15 protein-coding genes and 1 pseudogene are annotated in these 16,836 nt (G+C 37.9%); 6 read left to right on the top strand and 10 right to left on the bottom strand.

What is annotated here, in order from left to right; all coding sequences use genetic code 11:
- Positions 1 to 23: 23 nt before the first annotated feature.
- Both F6K18_RS27640 and F6K18_RS27635 read right to left on the bottom strand, forming a co-directional pair.
- Entirely contained in the window at positions 24 to 176 is a 153-nt protein-coding gene (locus tag F6K18_RS27640; protein ID WP_161564503.1) for a hypothetical protein, read from the bottom strand.
- Positions 177 to 404: 228 nt separating this feature from the next.
- On the bottom strand, positions 405 to 794 hold the full coding sequence (locus tag F6K18_RS27635; RefSeq protein ID WP_375341357.1) for a winged helix-turn-helix transcriptional regulator: 390 nt from the start codon (positions 792 to 794) through the stop codon (positions 405 to 407).
- 358 nt (positions 795 to 1,152) lie between these two features.
- Between F6K18_RS27635 and ppsA the strand changes: the two genes are divergently transcribed.
- Entirely contained in the window at positions 1,153 to 3,690 is a 2,538-nt protein-coding gene (gene ppsA, locus F6K18_RS27630; protein WP_287525557.1) for a phosphoenolpyruvate synthase, read from the top strand.
- A gap of 302 nt (positions 3,691 to 3,992) precedes the next feature.
- On the opposite strand, the gene F6K18_RS27625 is transcribed toward ppsA, so the two are convergent.
- Together F6K18_RS27625 and F6K18_RS27620 are read right to left on the bottom strand one after the other, a co-directional pair.
- Positions 3,993 to 4,559, bottom strand: a complete 567-nt coding sequence (locus tag F6K18_RS27625; RefSeq protein ID WP_287525555.1) for a Uma2 family endonuclease — start codon at positions 4,557 to 4,559, stop codon at positions 3,993 to 3,995.
- A 506-nt stretch (positions 4,560 to 5,065) separates the two neighbouring features.
- Entirely contained in the window at positions 5,066 to 5,365 is a 300-nt protein-coding gene (locus F6K18_RS27620) for an EF-hand domain-containing protein (protein ID WP_287525553.1), read from the bottom strand.
- Positions 5,366 to 5,447: 82 nt separating this feature from the next.
- Here F6K18_RS27620 and F6K18_RS27615 point away from each other — a divergent pair, with 82 nt between their 5' ends.
- Positions 5,448 to 5,741, top strand: a complete 294-nt coding sequence (locus F6K18_RS27615; RefSeq protein ID WP_287525581.1) for a 3-hydroxyacyl-CoA dehydrogenase family protein — start codon at positions 5,448 to 5,450, stop codon at positions 5,739 to 5,741.
- Positions 5,742 to 6,115: 374 nt separating this feature from the next.
- Here the strand turns inward: F6K18_RS27615 and F6K18_RS27610 are convergent, their stop codons facing one another.
- Entirely contained in the window at positions 6,116 to 7,588 is a 1,473-nt protein-coding gene (locus F6K18_RS27610) for an aldehyde dehydrogenase family protein (protein WP_287525551.1), read from the bottom strand.
- Between the two features lie 109 nt (positions 7,589 to 7,697).
- On the opposite strand from F6K18_RS27610, the gene F6K18_RS27605 reads away from it, so the two are divergent.
- The 3 genes from F6K18_RS27605 (at position 7,698) to F6K18_RS27595 (ending at position 10,754) form a co-directional block, all read left to right on the top strand.
- Complete coding sequence (locus F6K18_RS27605) at positions 7,698 to 8,081, top strand: hypothetical protein (protein WP_287525549.1); 384 nt, start codon at positions 7,698 to 7,700, stop codon at positions 8,079 to 8,081.
- A 994-nt stretch (positions 8,082 to 9,075) separates the two neighbouring features.
- Positions 9,076 to 9,435, top strand: coding sequence for a VOC family protein (locus tag F6K18_RS27600; RefSeq protein ID WP_287525547.1), 360 nt, complete (start codon positions 9,076 to 9,078; stop codon positions 9,433 to 9,435).
- An 8-nt stretch (positions 9,436 to 9,443) separates the two neighbouring features.
- Complete coding sequence (locus tag F6K18_RS27595) at positions 9,444 to 10,754, top strand: recombinase family protein (protein ID WP_287525545.1); 1,311 nt, start codon at positions 9,444 to 9,446, stop codon at positions 10,752 to 10,754.
- Between the two features lie 143 nt (positions 10,755 to 10,897).
- Here F6K18_RS27595 and F6K18_RS27590 read toward each other — a convergent pair whose 3' ends face one another.
- Both F6K18_RS27590 and F6K18_RS27585 read right to left on the bottom strand, forming a co-directional pair.
- Complete coding sequence (locus F6K18_RS27590) at positions 10,898 to 11,083, bottom strand: hypothetical protein (protein WP_287525543.1); 186 nt, start codon at positions 11,081 to 11,083, stop codon at positions 10,898 to 10,900.
- A 195-nt stretch (positions 11,084 to 11,278) separates the two neighbouring features.
- A complete protein-coding gene (locus F6K18_RS27585) occupies positions 11,279 to 12,742 on the bottom strand; it encodes a hypothetical protein (RefSeq protein WP_287525541.1) in 1,464 nt (487 codons plus the stop codon).
- A gap of 791 nt (positions 12,743 to 13,533) precedes the next feature.
- Here F6K18_RS27585 and F6K18_RS27580 point away from each other — a divergent pair.
- Positions 13,534 to 15,222: a glycosyltransferase family 39 protein gene (locus F6K18_RS27580; protein WP_287525539.1), complete on the top strand. Its 1,689-nt coding sequence runs from the start codon at positions 13,534 to 13,536 to the stop codon at positions 15,220 to 15,222.
- A 476-nt stretch (positions 15,223 to 15,698) separates the two neighbouring features.
- On the opposite strand, the gene F6K18_RS27575 is transcribed toward F6K18_RS27580, so the two are convergent.
- The 3 genes and pseudogenes from F6K18_RS27575 to F6K18_RS27565 form a co-directional block, all read right to left on the bottom strand.
- Complete coding sequence (locus F6K18_RS27575; RefSeq protein WP_287525537.1) at positions 15,699 to 15,821, bottom strand: hypothetical protein; 123 nt, start codon at positions 15,819 to 15,821, stop codon at positions 15,699 to 15,701.
- A complete protein-coding gene (locus F6K18_RS27570) occupies positions 15,802 to 16,125 on the bottom strand; it encodes a hypothetical protein (RefSeq protein WP_287525535.1) in 324 nt (107 codons plus the stop codon). Before F6K18_RS27570 ends, F6K18_RS27575 begins: the two co-directional genes overlap by 20 nt.
- Positions 16,126 to 16,288: 163 nt before the next feature.
- Positions 16,289 to 16,795: pseudogene (locus F6K18_RS27565) on the bottom strand (RNA-guided endonuclease TnpB family protein); the annotation flags it as partial.
- Positions 16,796 to 16,836: the final 41 nt, after the last annotated feature.

The raw sequence follows: 16,836 nt of genomic DNA, 5'->3' as shown, positions 1-16,836 counted from the left end.
CTGGACTCAGGACTTAGGTCATATCAAATCCGTTTTATTGGACATAAAAAAATTATCCAATAGTCATAACTACGCTCATCTTTGTAATTCTCTCTCCTCCTGACTCCTGACTCCTGACTTCCCCTCCTGGGAGGGGGAGGGGCGAGGGGTGGGTTGACTCCTCCTAACTTAACCATTCTATGGCTGTTTAACTGGATTTGATATCATGCTGCGCTTGACCTGTTGCGTAGCGTTAACGCAGTTGTGCGCCAGCTAAACAAAAACTTTTTGTTTGTAGTATTGTTATAGCCCATGAAATATTTACTTTGTTTGCTAAATTTATACTACAAACTGACAAATTTTTGATAACTTTACTCACCACTAAATTATACACTCAACTCACACCCACAAAATCTCAGTCTTGCTCACATCTCCATCGAACAACTACTATTTTTTTCTCCTAACCATTGCTCCCCTAACCGCTGGAGAGCTATCATAACTGGTTGCACTTCTAACCCTTTATCCGTCAAAGAATATTCAACATGGGGAGGCACTTCCGGAAATACCTGCCTTGCTAACAAACCATACTTTTCTAACTCTCTGAGTCTTAACGTCAGTGTTTTTGAGCTAATTCCTGGCAGTGCTTCTAATAATTCGTGAGTTCGGCGATCACCACTCAACAACTGTTGCAAAATCAATACCGACCATTTACTACCCAATATTCCTAATACAAACTGAATCGGACAATTGTTGTTTAAACACAATATATCCCTCATTTTAACATCCGATTTGACATTCTTATTTTTAACTTTCATTTTTTTCTAACTCTTAAAAATTTATCTTTCTTCAATAATAACCTTTACCACTGAAAAAACAAAATTTTTTACTTTTTGTAACTAAAGATTTTTTCCGACCCTATATTGCAATTACAGTAGAAAGTATTAGGATGTAGATGGAGGTCAAAAATCCTCCTCTAGCTAAAAAACTAGAATCTATGTAGAAATAATCCACCTTAATTATGGAGTTTAAAAGTTAGGGATCGATAAGTTTGTTTTTCTTAACATCCCACAAATCAATCATTATATTTAACATTGTGAAAAAAAAAGAAACAAAACTAAATAAATAAATCCTGCCTCGTAACACGGCATAAATAAAACATTGGAGGAGAAAATTATGGTGAACCTATTAGGTCAAAAAAGCCCAAAAAAAGTAGATGTAACAGCTTTTGTCCTATGGTTTGAAGAAGTAGGAATTGCAGATATTCCATTAGTGGGAGGAAAAAACGCATCCCTGGGAGAAATGATTCAACAATTAACTCCCAAAGGTGTAAACGTTCCCAATGGATTCGCCACCACTGCTTACGCATATCGGTATTTCATCCAAAAAGCTGGATTAGAGAAAAAACTGCGAGAACTATTTGCTGATCTAGATGTAGAAGATGTCAGGAATTTACGGCAACGAGGCAAACAAGCTCGCACCCTCATCCTCGACACCCCATTTCCAGAAGAATTAGAATCAGCCATCGTCGCAGCATATCATCAAATGTGCGATCGCTACGGCACTTCTGCTGAATATTGTGACACACTAGAAGGCAACTCCAAACAAGAGTGCGAACGCTACACCAAAGAAGTTGACGTAGCAGTACGATCCAGCGCCACTGCTGAAGATTTACCAGATGCGAGTTTTGCCGGACAACAGGAAACCTACCTCAACATTTACGGTGATGAAGCAGTATTAGAAGCTTGCCACAAGTGTTTTGCCTCCATATTCACAGACCGCGCCATCTCCTACCGCACCATCAAAGGTTTCGACCACTTCGACATTGCTTTATCAGTGGGCGTGCAAAAAATGGTACGTTCAGACCTCGCCTCCTCCGGTGTCATGTTTTCCATCGATACTGAAACCGGATTCAAAAATGCTGCCCTGGTAACAGCAGCTTACGGTTTAGGTGAAAACGTCGTGCAAGGGGCAGTCAACCCAGACGAATACTTTGTTTTCAAACCCACCCTCAAACAAGACTTCCGCCCCATACTAGAAAAACGCCTGGGTACAAAAGAACTGAAGATGATTTATGACATCGGTGGTTCCAAACTTACCAAAAACGTGCCAGTGCCAGTTTCCGAAAGGGAAAAATATTGCATCAATGACGACGAAATATTGCAACTGGCAAAATGGGCCTGTGTTATTGAAGAACATTATTCTCAAGTGCGTGACCATTACACGCCAATGGATATTGAATGGGCAAAAGACGGTCTCACTGGCGAACTGTTCATTGTGCAAGCGCGTCCAGAAACAGTACAATCTCAAAAATCTGGCAGCATTCTCCGTAACTTCAAACTTAAAGGTAGCAGTGATGTATTAGTTCGCGGTCGCGCCGTGGGAGAAATGATTGGGCAAGGTGAAGCTCGTGTTATTCTTGACGTGCATAAAATTGACGAATTCATGCCAGGGGAAGTTTTGGTGACTAACAAAACCGACCCAGACTGGGAACCTATTATGAAAAAAGCTAGCGCTATAGTTACCAACCAAGGGGGACGCACTTGCCATGCTGCTATTATTGCGCGGGAGATGGGTATTCCAGCAATAGTTGGTTGTGGTGATGCTACTAAAGTGTTGATGACTGGTCAGGAAGTAACTGTTTCTTGTGCTGAGGGTGAAGAGGGCAAGGTTTATGAGGGTATGGTGCCGTTTGAGGTACAGGAAACTTTGTTAGGTGACTTACCTAAGACTCGCACTAAGATTTTGATGAACGTTGGCAACCCAGAGGAAGCTTTTGGTCTGTCTTCTATTCCTTGCGATGGTGTGGGGTTAGCACGGTTGGAATTTATTATTGCCAATCATATTAAAGCTCACCCATTAGCTTTAATTCACTATGATGAGTTGGACGATCCGTTAGTAAAACGGGAAGTTCGTAACTTGACTGGGTTGTACGAACAAAAACCTGATTTCTTTGTCGATAAACTGGCGCAAGGTGTAGGTACGATCGCTGCTGCTTTTTATCCTCATCCTGTAGTAGTGCGGATGAGTGATTTCAAGAGTAACGAATATGCGAACCTATTAGGTGGTCGTCAATTTGAACCTGGGGAAGAAAACCCCATGATTGGTTGGCGGGGTGCGTCTCGTTATTACGATCCAAAATATCGCGATGCTTATGCTTTGGAGTGTAAGGCGTTGAAGCGGGTACGGGATGAGATGGGTTTGACTAATGTAATTCCAATGATTCCGTTCTGTCGGACTCCTGATGAAGGTCGCAAGGTATTAGCGGAGATGGAGAAAAATGGTTTGAAACGAGGCGAGAATGGGTTGCAGGTGTATGTGATGTGCGAGTTGCCCAGTAATGTGATTTTTGCAGACGAATTTGCGCAAGTATTTGATGGTTTTTCTATCGGTTCTAACGATTTGACTCAGTTGACTTTGGGTTTAGACCGAGATTCGGCATTAGTAGCGCATATTTTTGACGAACGCAATGAAGCGGTACGTCGGATGGTGAAAATTGCCATTAAAGCTGCTAAGAAATACGATCGCAAGATTGGTATTTGCGGTCAAGCGCCAAGTGATTATCCAGAATTTGCCCGCTTCTTAGTTGAGGAAGGTATTGACTCGTTGAGTTTAAATCCCGATTCATTATTGAAGACTCTCTTGGATATTGGCAAGATGGAGGAGTCAGGTTCAGTGATGGATGACATTATGGATGTAGCGAGGGCGAAGTAATTTTACAGCGGTTTTTGTTTATGGCGATATAGTTCATTAATTTGAAAAGCGCTGTAGTAGACTGACACACTTTAAATGGTGCAATAAGTGTAGGTTGGGTTGAGGGACGAAACCCAACAAATATCTTTCTTCCCTACTCCCTATTGCACAGTTTTAGCTGTGTCGGTCTAGTAGGTTGTTGATAATTTATATCTTTGTCTAGAAACTAGCGATCGCTCCTTTCGTTAAAAAGATTCTAGTAAAAAGGAGCGATATTGTCTCTTTTTACTGATAACTGATAACTGATAACTGATAACTGAAATCTATTCTTCCTCATCAAAGACTGGCGGCCAAAGTTCAGAAATGGATATTTCCCAACCAGGGAATAGTTCAGGAATGCTCAATATGTCATCCCCTGTGAGTTCAATGGGTTCTCCTGTGGGGCGATAAATTATTACTGTTTCTTCATCAGGATCGATTAATATTGCGACTTGCACCCCCAGTTCGATATATTTTAGGAGTTTCTTTTTTAGAGGGGGAACTCTATCGCTTTGAGACTTGATTTCCACTGCTAGATCGGGTACCATTTCTGCAAAATAGCGGATGCTTCGTGGCAAGCGATCGGCTTTGACAAAAGATACGTCTGGTGCTTTGAGGTTGCTATCAGGTAAGATAAAACCACCAGCAGAGTCAAATACCCGCCCCAGACGACGGGGGTTTATCCAGGTATAAAGGGAAGCGCCTAAACGCATAGTTATTTCGCTTGATATTATATCTGATGGCCCCATAACTGATATTTTTCCACCTTCTAATTCTAATTGATAATCTAAACCAGCTTCGTTGAATAGCGTTTGTACTATTTCTAAGTCTTTGATAGTGACATCCGACATACTTCCTCAGCAATTATATGATGATATGATGATAGGTTGATTTGTATTTTAGCAGAAAATGCTACATATTGAAATCACGCCCCAAGTGACTATCCTCAATTTACCCGCTTCTTAGTTGAGGAAGGTATTGACTGTACACTCTCAAAAAAATTTTTTTATACATCAGTAAAAACTAGGTGAATTGATATCAATTTAATCAAAAAAATCAGTATTTTTGTGTAAAAATCGTTTTTTTTATTGTCTATTTTTACTTTATATATTTAAGTATCAGGTTGAATAAACCCCGCATATTATACCCCTTTCTTGACTAAAAATAACTGCTGTTATTACAGAATAATTACTTAAATTTTAAAATTTAAGCGATTAAAAGTTTCTGGCTGACTAGGTTAGCAAAAAATCTAGATTCACCAATCAAAAATAATTGACATTGTAGTGTTATAGTGAATATCAATTAGTTCAAATAAGTTTCCAGTTAATTGGTCGAGCCAAATTAATTATGGCACAAATTAACTATTCATCTGAGATGACAACAAAAATTGTGTAAAATTCTCAAAAAACTCAGCCTTAGATAAACTACCATCCTGGTTAACATCGCTGACTTTCCAGAAACTTTCAATCTCTTGCTCAGTATAACCAAGCTTCTTAAACTTAGATTCAATTTCAGACATTTCTAAAATACCATCTTTATTGACATCAATCTCTTCAAAAACTTGCAGTATAGAATCCTTAAAAAGTGCCTGAGAAAAAGCTTTACGAAGCCCATTTTCAATTACATCTAAAAACGAACTTTTTTTAGTTTCGGTCAACCAAGGGTCCAGAACCGTAAAATATCACGCTATGTGACGTTTTATATCAGTTTTATGAAGCAGCAGTTGATAATTTTTTAATATAAAAGATGTAGATATTGTGGTCAAGAACGGTTTTGGACGACGTTTAGCAAATGCTGGTGTCTTTGAGATATTTGAAATCGCAGGTTGGGATTTAATCTTGGCAATTTGGCCATACCTCATTCCTTACATTGAAAATTCCATTGAAACACCATCATTACTCCAAGAGAAAGTCGATACAGGTGAGCTTGGCCTGAAAACGGAAAAAGGTTTCTATGACTGGACTCCAGAATCATCAGAGGCTTTAAAAAAACGACTTTCTGATGCTTTAATTAAGATTGCTCAATGGTCATAAGTATCTAGGTTAAATTAACCTAACATTTAGAACTTTAATTTTTAAGTCTCAAATGTAATTTTTGCGAACAATTTTCTGGACAGGATTTGGAAAATATGTTGTAGGGAATAGGGAATAGGTAAAAAAAATCAAGTATTTTTCTATTTTAATCGATCATTAAGCAAATATAGCAGTCGCCATTACTGGCGCGAACATTCTCAAATATAGTCACAGCAAAAATTTAACTTCAGCCTTCAACCTTCAGCCTTAAGACTTCAGTTATGAAGCCAGTGTTTGTTCCGTTAGGATAGAACGCCAAATATTCTTGTAGGGACGTTCCATGGAACGTCCCTACTTTTTTTCGGAGATGTCTAGTAAGAGTAATTAATCGCCAACTACATCTTCACAGTTACAGTCTTAGTCTCTGTATACTGCTGTAAACCATACTCTCCCAACTCCCGACCAATACCAGACTGCTTAAAACCACCAAAAGGTGCAGCAGCATCAAACACATGATAACAATTTATCCAAACTGTACCCGCACGAACACTATGAGCTACAGCATGAGCCTTACCTACATCTCGCGTCCACACTCCAGCAGCTAAACCATACATCGTATCATTCGCCCTTTGTACCAGTTCATCAATATCCTTAAACTTAATGATGCTCATCACCGGACCAAAAATTTCTTCTCTGGCAATCTTCATCTCATCTTGCACGTCAGCAAATACAGTGGGTGCAATAAAATAACCGCGATCGCCTACTCTTGCCCCACCACATAACATCTGGGCACCATCCCGTTGACCAGATTCAATATAACCCATCACTTTATTAAACTGTTCCTCATCTACCTGAGGACCCTGTTCAGTATTATCTGCAAACGGGTCGCCCACCATCCGGCGTTTTGCCCGTTCCACACTCTTAGCAACAAACTCGTCATAACATTTCTCTTCCACAAATAAACGAGAACCCGCATTGCAACACTGACCTTGGTTAAAGAACAAACCAAAATGCGCTCCTTCAATAGCAGCATCCATATCTGCATCAGCAAACACAATATTAGGACTCTTGCCACCGAGTTCTAAAGTCACCCGCTTTAAGTTACTCTTGGCAGCAGCTTCCATGATTAAATGACCTACTTCTGTGGAACCTGTGAAAGCAACTTTATCAATATCGTGATGGTGGGAAATGGCAGCACCAGCAGTTGGGCCATAACCAGATAAAATATTTATTACACCAGGAGGAAAACCAGCTTCCACCGCTAACTCTCCCACCCGAAAAGCTGACAATGGTGTTTGTTCGGCAGTTTTCATTACTAATGTATTACCCATTGCTAATGCTGGGGCCAGTTTCCAAGCTTGCATTAATAGAGGGAAGTTCCAAGGAATGATTTGACCGACAACTCCTACTGGTTCGTGGCGGGTGTAACAGAAGTAGGAACCATTGATAGGGATAGTTTTGCCTTGAACTTTGTCCGCCCATCCTGCATAATAGCGATAACAGGCGATGGATAAACGTAAGTCTGCATTGAGAGAGTCATTGAGTGGCTTACCATTATCTAGGGTTTCCAGTCTTGCCAACTCTTCTATATTTTCTTCCATCAAATCTGCTAACTTGTATAGAAGTTCCCCTCGTTTAGTAGCGGACATTTTTGGCCAATCGCCACTGGTAAATGCTTTGCGGGCTGCGATTACGGCTTTGTCTACATCAGGTGCATCTGCTTCCGCAACGTCACAAATAACTTCTCCTGTTGCAGGGTTAATCGTTTCAAAGCGTTTGCCAGAGGCACTTTCTACCCACTCGTTATTAATTAGGAGCTTAGTGGGGCCAATTTTAGCTTTTTGTTCTGGTCTTGTAGCTGTTACCATAAATTTCTCCCTCACTTTGTTGTAAATATAACCTTTTTACCTCTTAGTAGTCTTTTGTCTAAAAAACTTTAGATATTTTTAAGAATACTAGGAGGCTTTTTTGCACTAAATGATGATTAGAGTCCGTACAGACAGCATTTTTGTGCGTCGGCAAGTCCTAGTAACAACCTCAAAAAATGGTAGTAATATCTCATTTCTACTTAATTGGGAGTGGTACGAGAAAAATGGCGACCTCAACTTTCCTAAAGCTGAAGACTACACCCCTGAACAAATAGCTGACATGAAAGCAAGATTAGACCCAATGTTAACAGCAGTCCCTCCACAAGGAACAAATACTGTAATTGTTGGTCACGACGATCTATTTGAAGCTTCAACAGGTATTTATCCTGATCCAATGGGTATAGCTTATGTTGTTAAACCTGATGGTAGTGGTAATTTCGAGTTGATTGCCAATGTACTTCCTGATGAATGGTTAAAATTGGGTGGAAGTTAGAAATCTTTGGTCTCAAAAATTAGCGATCGCCATAATTTGGCGATCTATTTATTTGTTGAGGTGTTATAGAACCCATTTGAGATCTATATAATTATGGTAGTCAAGTCTTTTCGCGCATTAATTTTGAGGAAAAATCAGCTCTAAGGAGTGTTGAATTTTTTGTATTATCTCTCCCCACATCTTCATCTCTTCCCTCCTGTCTCCTAACTCCTAACTAAAAAAACTTGATATTTATGAAGATACGATCGGGGGTTCTATAGTAGTAAGGAAGAAAGAAGAAGGAAAAATCTTGCATTGTCTAAGTTTGAGCCTACATTCCACACTTCAAAATGTAGTATAAAAAAATCAGGAATCAGAATTTCCTACGGAATGCTCCGTAAACAGAATTCAGGACAAAATAGTAGTGGTCATAACCGAAAACTTAAGATCGCCCGTGCTTCCCCTACTCAACCTTTAAGTCGATTCAATCGGTAAGCCCTAATTAAATGAGTGTATTATTATATAGATGTCAAAATTTAGAAATAACTTAAGCATTTGGCCATCAACTATTAGCTAGCCTCTGAAAGAGGAACTGCGGACTTCAGTTATTAAGGAGGAGGTAAAAACGATTGATAGATAATTAAAAGTTACTATTAGAATATGCTCTTTAAAAAGTATTCTGGAACATAAAAACTAGAGAGCAACTCCTCCTAAAATTAAACGACTGATAGAGAATTAAAAGTTACTATTAGAATATGCTCTTTAAAAAGTATTCCGGAACATAAAAACTAGAGATCAACCACTCCTAAAATTAAATGACTGATAGACACTTAAAAGTTACTATGAAAATATACTCCTTGAAAGAGTATTCTGGATTTGTTTAGCTTCTACTACATTCTCAACCAAAGATTCGTATTCTGAAGCTTTGATAAAATTTCTTTTTTCTCCTTTAAAGGTAATCAAGCTGATAGCTGATAGCTGATAGCTGACTGCTGAATGCTTACATATAAATTTTATGCAAATAACTCAATCTCTCCATGTTGCTCTGTTAGTTTCAGACCTGGAAAAAGCCGAATATTTCTATGGTCAAATTCTCAAACTCCCAAAAGTAGACCGCTCCCTTAATTTTCCCGGTACTTGGTATCAAGTTGGCAACTTCCAAATTCATCTGATAGTATCGGAAATAATACCCGATCTAGTTAACTCAGAAAAATTAGGTAGAAACCGACATTTAGCATTTTCTGTGGTTAATATAGATGCTGCAAAATCACAACTATTAGCCAATAATTGCCCAATTAAAATGAGTGCTTCTGGTCGCCCTGCCCTATTTACCCAAGACCCCGACGGTAATATTATAGAATTAAGTCAACAATAAGATAACCTGTGAAAATTATTGCCTATTCATATACAAACCCCCTGTTTGAAACTGCCCCAGACCCCATAACTTGGGGGTGGGAAGTTGACCGCATTTATCACGACTTAGGCGATCGCCAACAACTCCAACAACTCCTACTCGACTGCCAAACTCAAGCAGTTAATTATCTCTTAATTCGTAAACTTGAAGAATTAGGAGACTGTGTAGAAGAAGTATGCGATCGCCTTACAAAACTCCAATCTCTCAATATCCAAATTATTCCCCTCGACTCAGATATCAATATCAACCCCAACTCACCAAGCAATAACTCACCAAGAAAAATAGACCTACTCAGACTCCTCAACCAAATTCGCCAAAATCAACATAGTCGCAAAATTCGCACTGCCCACGCTCGCAACCGCATCAAAGCTATACCCCCCCCAGGTAAAGCACCCTACGGATATCGCCGAGGTAAGGACCGTTACACCATTGACAGAAGTGCTGCCCCCATTGTGAAAGACTTCTTTGAAAACTTCCTTCTGTTTGCTTCCTTGCGTGGTGCTGTGCGCCATATTCAGAAAAAATACGGCAAAAAAATCTCCGTTACCACTGGGCGACGTTGGTTAACTAACCCCGTTTATCGCGGTGACTTACAATATCAAAATAATGAAGTCATCTCTAATACTCATCTTCCCATAATTTCTAGAGAAGAATCTGCTCAAGTCGAACGTTTGCTCCGACGCAACCGCCGAATGCCACCGCGTACTGCCAGCGCTCCCCACTCTCTGGCAGGTTTAGTTGTCTGCACAGAATGTCAGTCTCCAATGATTACGGCAAAAGTTACTACTTTTCGCAAAGAGAAAGAATATCTATATTTGCGTCCCAAAAGTTGCTCCCGCAAACCCAAATGTAAAGCTTTAGCTTATCAACAAATTTTGGCAGAAACTATAGAAATAATTTGTCGAGATTTACCATCGGCGATCACTGCTTTAGAAATGCCAAATATGGATGGAATTAAGAGTAAAATTAAACAGGATATTTCTGATAAGCAAGATATTCTTTTTCAACTACCAAATCTCACGGAGAATGGCATTCTTGACCAAGAAACTGCTGAACTACGTACTTACAAAATTAGAACAGAAATTTCTCAATTACAAAGTCAATTTAACCAGTTACCGCCAGTCAATTTATTAGAAACTGCCAAAGCGGTTTGCATCACCCAATTTTGGTGGGATTTATCAGAGTCAGAAAGGAGATTTTACTTACGCGAATTTATTAGTAGAATTGAAATTATTCGTCAAGATTTAGATTGGCATTTACAAGTTATTTTTATTTTTTAGTTGTGTTATGGCAGAAGGAAGGAGGAAGAAGGAAGGAGTAAGAAGGAAGAAAGAAGAAGGAAGAAGGAAGAAAAAAAATTTGGCGTTGCCTGAGTCGTAATACCATAAAGGGGGTTTTAATGAATATAGGACCCATTTGAGATCTATATAATTATGGTAGTCAAGTCTTTTATCGCATCAATTTTGAGGAAAAATATGAAAAAGAAGTGTTGAATTTTTTGTATTATTTCTCCCCACATCTTCCCTCTTACCTCCTGTCTCCTGTCTTCCCCTCCTGGGAGGGGTTGGGGGTGGGTTGTCTCCTGACTCCTAGCTAAAAAAACGCGCATATTTATGAAGATACCAAATGGGTTCTATAGACTGTTTTAGCCAGTTTTTTATAGTAAGTATAAATTCTGGCTCAATGAATAAAGTTTTTATCTAAAATTAAAAGCAATAGCTGATGGCTGAATGCTTACCTTTCTTCTTCTTTCTTACCTCCTGACTCCTGTCTCCTGTCTCCTGTCTCCTGTCTCCTCAATAATTCATTTTTTAACACTATAAATCTTTTTTAATAAATTAAACCAGAAATTCCCCCCCATAGATATAGCTATGCCACTAATTAGCCAACCCAATATTTTTTTTAATCCTTCTAAATAAGTAATTGATTGACTTACTGAGGTGTTATTTGTTTGTTTTTGACCCCAACCAATAGGTAATTCTAAATTATCTAATGCTGCATTTACCTGATTTTGAATATCCCCTATTTCTAACTCACTTGGATTAGAATTATTATTGATTAATTCCTGGGAATAACTATTAATTGTCGCCCGCATTAAAGAATCTTTTGATAAATTATCAATCATATTTAATGTATCAATATTAGCAACTATAGCAATAGTAATACCAATCAAAAAAGCAACTCCTCTAGCATTACGCTGATAAACACCAGTCGCTCTTTCCATTCCACTATCAAACCATCTCTCAATTTCTTTCTGAAACTGATATAAAGCATTACCTGTTGCTGAAATTTTTGTTGTGGCTTGTTTGGCTAAAATATATAAACTTTTTTGTAAAGATTCAGGCAATAATTCAATCATTTCAATAGCTTTTTGATTAATTTTACCCTGATTACTTTGCAAATCTGCTTGCACAGCTTTTCCCATTTCCATTACCTCTCTCAAAAACTTTAATAAATTAGAGGCGCTTGGTTCCATTTCAGTTACTAAAACTTTTCTTTCATGGGTATTTGTTAATACTTGTTTGACTAAATTTATTTGGCTAATAAATTCTTGATGAGCTACATCTGGTAAATATTCTAGAGATTTTTCTGTGTATAAATCTAGTTTATTTAAAGTTCTATCTAACGTTAAATCAAGATTTGCCAAATTGTTTTGATAATCCTGAAAATTTTGATTCAACTCTTGATGCAAATTATCAAATTCAGCCTGAATCTTTTTCTGCTGACTGCTATCTTCTATATTCAATTTATCTAATATTTTCTTGATATTTAGCAAAATATTATCGGTAAAATCTCTTAATTTATCCTCACTAATCATTTGCATTAATTCTTGAAGTTTCAAAGTATCAATTAAGCTAGCAGCAAATGTATCTGACGGAATATAAGAAGGAGCAGTTTTTTCTGCATCAAAAATATTATTAATTCCAGTTACAGCTCGACTTAAATTACCAAGCATCTGAATTATTCTCCGAAATCCTCTTTCCAATGGACCTTTGCTACCACTATAGTTAAGGTTTTTAATTAATTGATTTTGATATAGAGAATTAGCTAGTTTTTGCACTTTTTCAATTTCTGTACTAGATTTAGAATTATTTTTACTGATATAGGGTTCACCAGCAATTAACTCTTCAATTGATTTTTTTAAATGAGTGGCTCGCCATTGCAAAATTATTGTCAAAATTGACTGGATTTCACTAGCTAGTAAGCTAAAAATAAGATAAATAAAAATTAAACCAATGGCAATATCTAAAATTACAGGTAAGTTCATATTAATTTGATTGATTTGAAGAAGGAAGAATTCAATAATTAATAATTAACAATTAATAATTAATAATTACCTCTTCTTATAAAGAAGAGGATTGGCTAAAAGGATTTTTTTTCTTCTCTTGGTCCATTGGATATGGCGCAGGTTTCGGAGCCATCCCACCCTTCGGGAAGCTACGCTAACGACCACTTTTTTCTCCATGAATGGAGAGGCTTTATACCTTAATTTTTCGGTAAGAAGGAAGGATGAGAAAGGAAGGAAGAAGGAAGAAAAAATGGATGGGGACTTATATAAAATCCGGTTATACAGTAATTGAAAATTACTTCATTTTAATACAGATTCTCTATTATACCAATTTGAAAAAATAATGTTACGGATAATAGGGGCAATTAAAATACTTTATAGGAGATGTCTCTTGGACTAAAAAGATGGCGTTGCTTAAATGTAATGATAATTAGACATCTACTCCACGCATAGGGAGTAGGCAGTAGGGGTAAAGAATTGATAATTTCTCCCTACTCTGTAGAGACGTTACATACAAGGTCCCTACTCCCTATTCCCTAAAATAGATATCTCCAGAAAATAAACTTGCCCTTTATTTAGCATAAGTTAGAGTTGTATAACTTGCTCACAAAATCATTTTTCATACTGTTTTCCTAGAAATTTATCCCCTTTTCCCTATTTCCTATCCCCTAAAATCTACAATATCTCACAACTCAAATAAGATTGCTATATCATTATTAGCGTACTGATAACTGAAGTAATCTTCTAATTTTGACTTTTTCATTGAATAAATGTTTAATAAAATATCCACCAACAAAAATACCCATATAGACTTACTTATAATTGCCAGTTTATTATTAGCAGCATTGTTACTATTTTCTACTAATTTAGACACATTACCTTTGCGAGATTGGGATGAAGGAATAGTCGCTCAAGTAGCTAGAGAAATAACCAGAAAAAATTGGAATTGGGTTTATCCAACTATCAATAATACTCCCTATTTGAACAAACCACCATTAGTACATTGGTCGATCGCTTTTGTCTACAATATCGCCGGAGTAAGTGAATTAACCGCACGTTTATTCCCTGCTTTATTCACAGCATTTTCTGTACCCTTAATTTATAGTATTGCTAGAGAATTATTTCGCCCCCGCACCCCCGCAATTTTCTCTGCTTTAGTCTACTTAACTTTATTGCCAGTCGTGCGACATGGACGTTTAGCAATGTTAGATGGGGCAGTACTTTGTTTTTTTCTACTAATGATTTGGTGCGTTTTACGATCGCGTCGTAACCTCCGTTATTCTCTAGCTATTGGTCTGAGTTTTGCCCTACTTTCCCTCACAAAAGGAATTATTTTAGGATTACTATTAGGAGCGATCGCTTTTTTCTTCCTCTTATGGGATACTCCCCGACTATTGCGTTGTAAATATTTTTGGGGCGGTATCTTACTCGGGATGCTCCCAGTATTTCTGTGGTACACAGCTCAATTTTTCCATTACGGAATAGAATTTTTCCATGCCAACTTTTTCCATCAATCTCTCAAACGTATTTGGCAACCCGTAGGCAGTCACGATGGACCTATTTGGTATTATTTATTGGAAATTCTAGAGTCTACTTTCCCCTGGCAGCTTTTCTGGTTTCCCGGATTATATCTGAGTTGGAAAAATCGGAATCTCAGTTGGGGAAAATTAGTCTTGGTCTGGAGCGGAATATATTTATTAGCTATTTCGTTAATGAATACCAAACTCCCCTGGTATGTACTACCTATTTATCCCGCTTTTGCTCTAGCAGTCGGTACTTATCTGACAGAAATTTGGCATCAATTTCCAGTAGATTTGGGATACATTCGGTTTCCAGCTTATCAATATCTTCATACTCAAGGTGAGAGTAAAAAACATCCTAAAGGTATCCCTACTATTTATCACCGTCTAGTAGTAGCCATTTTTGCACTGCTCGCCTTACTAGCTTGGGTTGCTTGGCTTGACTTCAGCGGTATTTTTCATCTGGGAGAGGAAAATCAGACAAAACTAGATTTGTACTTACGGTTAATCTCAGCAACTATTGCACTGACAATGACAATAGCAACCATATTATTAAACCAACAAGACCGTCAGTTTTTGTCAATCTTGATTTGGGGAACATATCTTTCACTCCTACTGTTTGTTAATTCCCCTCATTGGATCTTGGAATTGCAAGAAAACTATCCAGTCAAACCAGTCGGAGAAATGATTCAGAAATATACACCCCCCGGTCAGATAGTTTATTCCTTCGATACTAAAGACCGCCCCTCTTTGAATTTTTATAGCGATCGCCTCATCAAGCGTGTCGGACCACAAAAAATTCAACAACAATGGCAAAGTCAGTCTCAACCATATCTATTAGTTCAAGCATCAAATTTGAATAACCTTACCCTAGAAAATTTGAAAGTTTTGAACACTGTCAAAGGATGGGCATTAGTCACAAGAGAAAGCAAAAATTGAAAGTTCAAAAAATTTGAAGAAGGAAGAGGGAATAGGGAATAAGGAAGAGGGAATCAGGAAGAATAAATGGATGGGGACTCAAATTTAAACCAATTGTAAACACCCCCGTTGACAGTGAGGAATTAAACCCAAAATAAAAAGATAAAATTATTATTTATTTTCCCCCCCCCGTATCTATTAGAAAACTTGGCGTTGGTAAAAAGAGGCATGATACCAACCGTGAAAAAAGAATGTTACGAATAGTAAGAGGAATAAAAAGACACGTGCAGGATATTCCCTTTGACAAAAAAGATGATTTGCGACCTGAAAAATGGTATTGAAGCCATTCCCATACGACTCTTGACTTCCGCTCCTGGGAGGGGCGCGCGGGTGGGTTGACTCCCAAGAAATATCCTAGCTATTTGTAGCAAACATTTATCAATTTGGTATGATATCCTGTCCGCATAAGAGCACGAACAAAAAACTTTCTCCTTCTACTACTCTTTCTTCTTCTTTCTTTCCTCCTGACTAGGTCCGACTGACTTCCGCTCCTGGGAGGGGCGCGCGGGTGGGTTGACTCCTAAATAATTAAGATTAATATCATACACGCGCTTCACCAACGCCGAAAACTTTTTCCATCAAAATACAGCTTTCATGCTCCTTGATTTCCTCAAATACTTTGACTCCTTTATATTCATAAGTCTGATAATTTAGAGAAACTCTATCCTCAAATCCATACTTCCGACAAATATACTGCGATATATTTCCAGTAGCTTCTACTATTGCTGTGGAAAATCCTCCTTGAGCTGCCATCTTCAGATTATTTTCAACTAATTTATTACTAATCTTTCTGCCTCTATATTGTTCTCTAGCTCCCAAGAAAAAGACATGAAATATCTTGCTATTAACGACTTTTTTCTCCATTTCGTACTGCTCATTTAGTTCTTTTAAAAATTGGAAAACAACCTCAAATTTTTGAGTAAGATTTTTATCGATTTCTTCATAAGATTCCTTTGATAAACTCTCTGAATTGACATCCTCCCGACGCTGCTCTCACGAGACAGCGCGGGATTCCCTAGCATCACTGTTAGAGACTTTCTGTTTCTGCCGCACCTGCCTTCCGAGACTTACTCTCTTCGGGTCTTACAGTCGCTCCACAGACTGACACTGCGAGTCCCGCAGCCAAAATGTTTATGCTTGCATTTATATCACGATCGTGGTGAGTACCACACTCAGGACAATCCCAATTTCTAATATTTAGAGGCAATTTTTCCACTACATAACCACAATTGGAACAACGTTTTGAACTAGGAAAATATCTATCAATCTTGATTAATTCCCGTCCATACCAATTAGCTTTGTACTCTAATTGCCTGACTAATTCAGACCAGTTGGCATCACTTATTGCTCTAGCTAATTTGTGATTCTTGACCATGTTTTTTACTGCCAAGTCCTCAACTACAACAGTTTGATTTTCTCTGATTAATTGAGTGGTCAGCTTATGGGTGTAATCAAGCCTTGAATCTTTAATTTTTGCGTGTATCCTGGCTACTTTCAGCCTAGCCTTTTGATAGTTATTAGAGTTTATCTTTTTCTTTTGGGTTTAATACCCCCCGTCTAAACAGTATTAATAAT

Source organism: Okeania sp. SIO2C2 (assembly GCF_010692625.1).
GTDB lineage: Bacteria > Cyanobacteriota > Cyanobacteriia > Cyanobacteriales > Microcoleaceae > Okeania > Okeania hirsuta.
The sequence above is the reverse complement of the archived record's forward strand: the minus strand, read 5'-3'. Positions and strand labels throughout refer to the sequence as shown.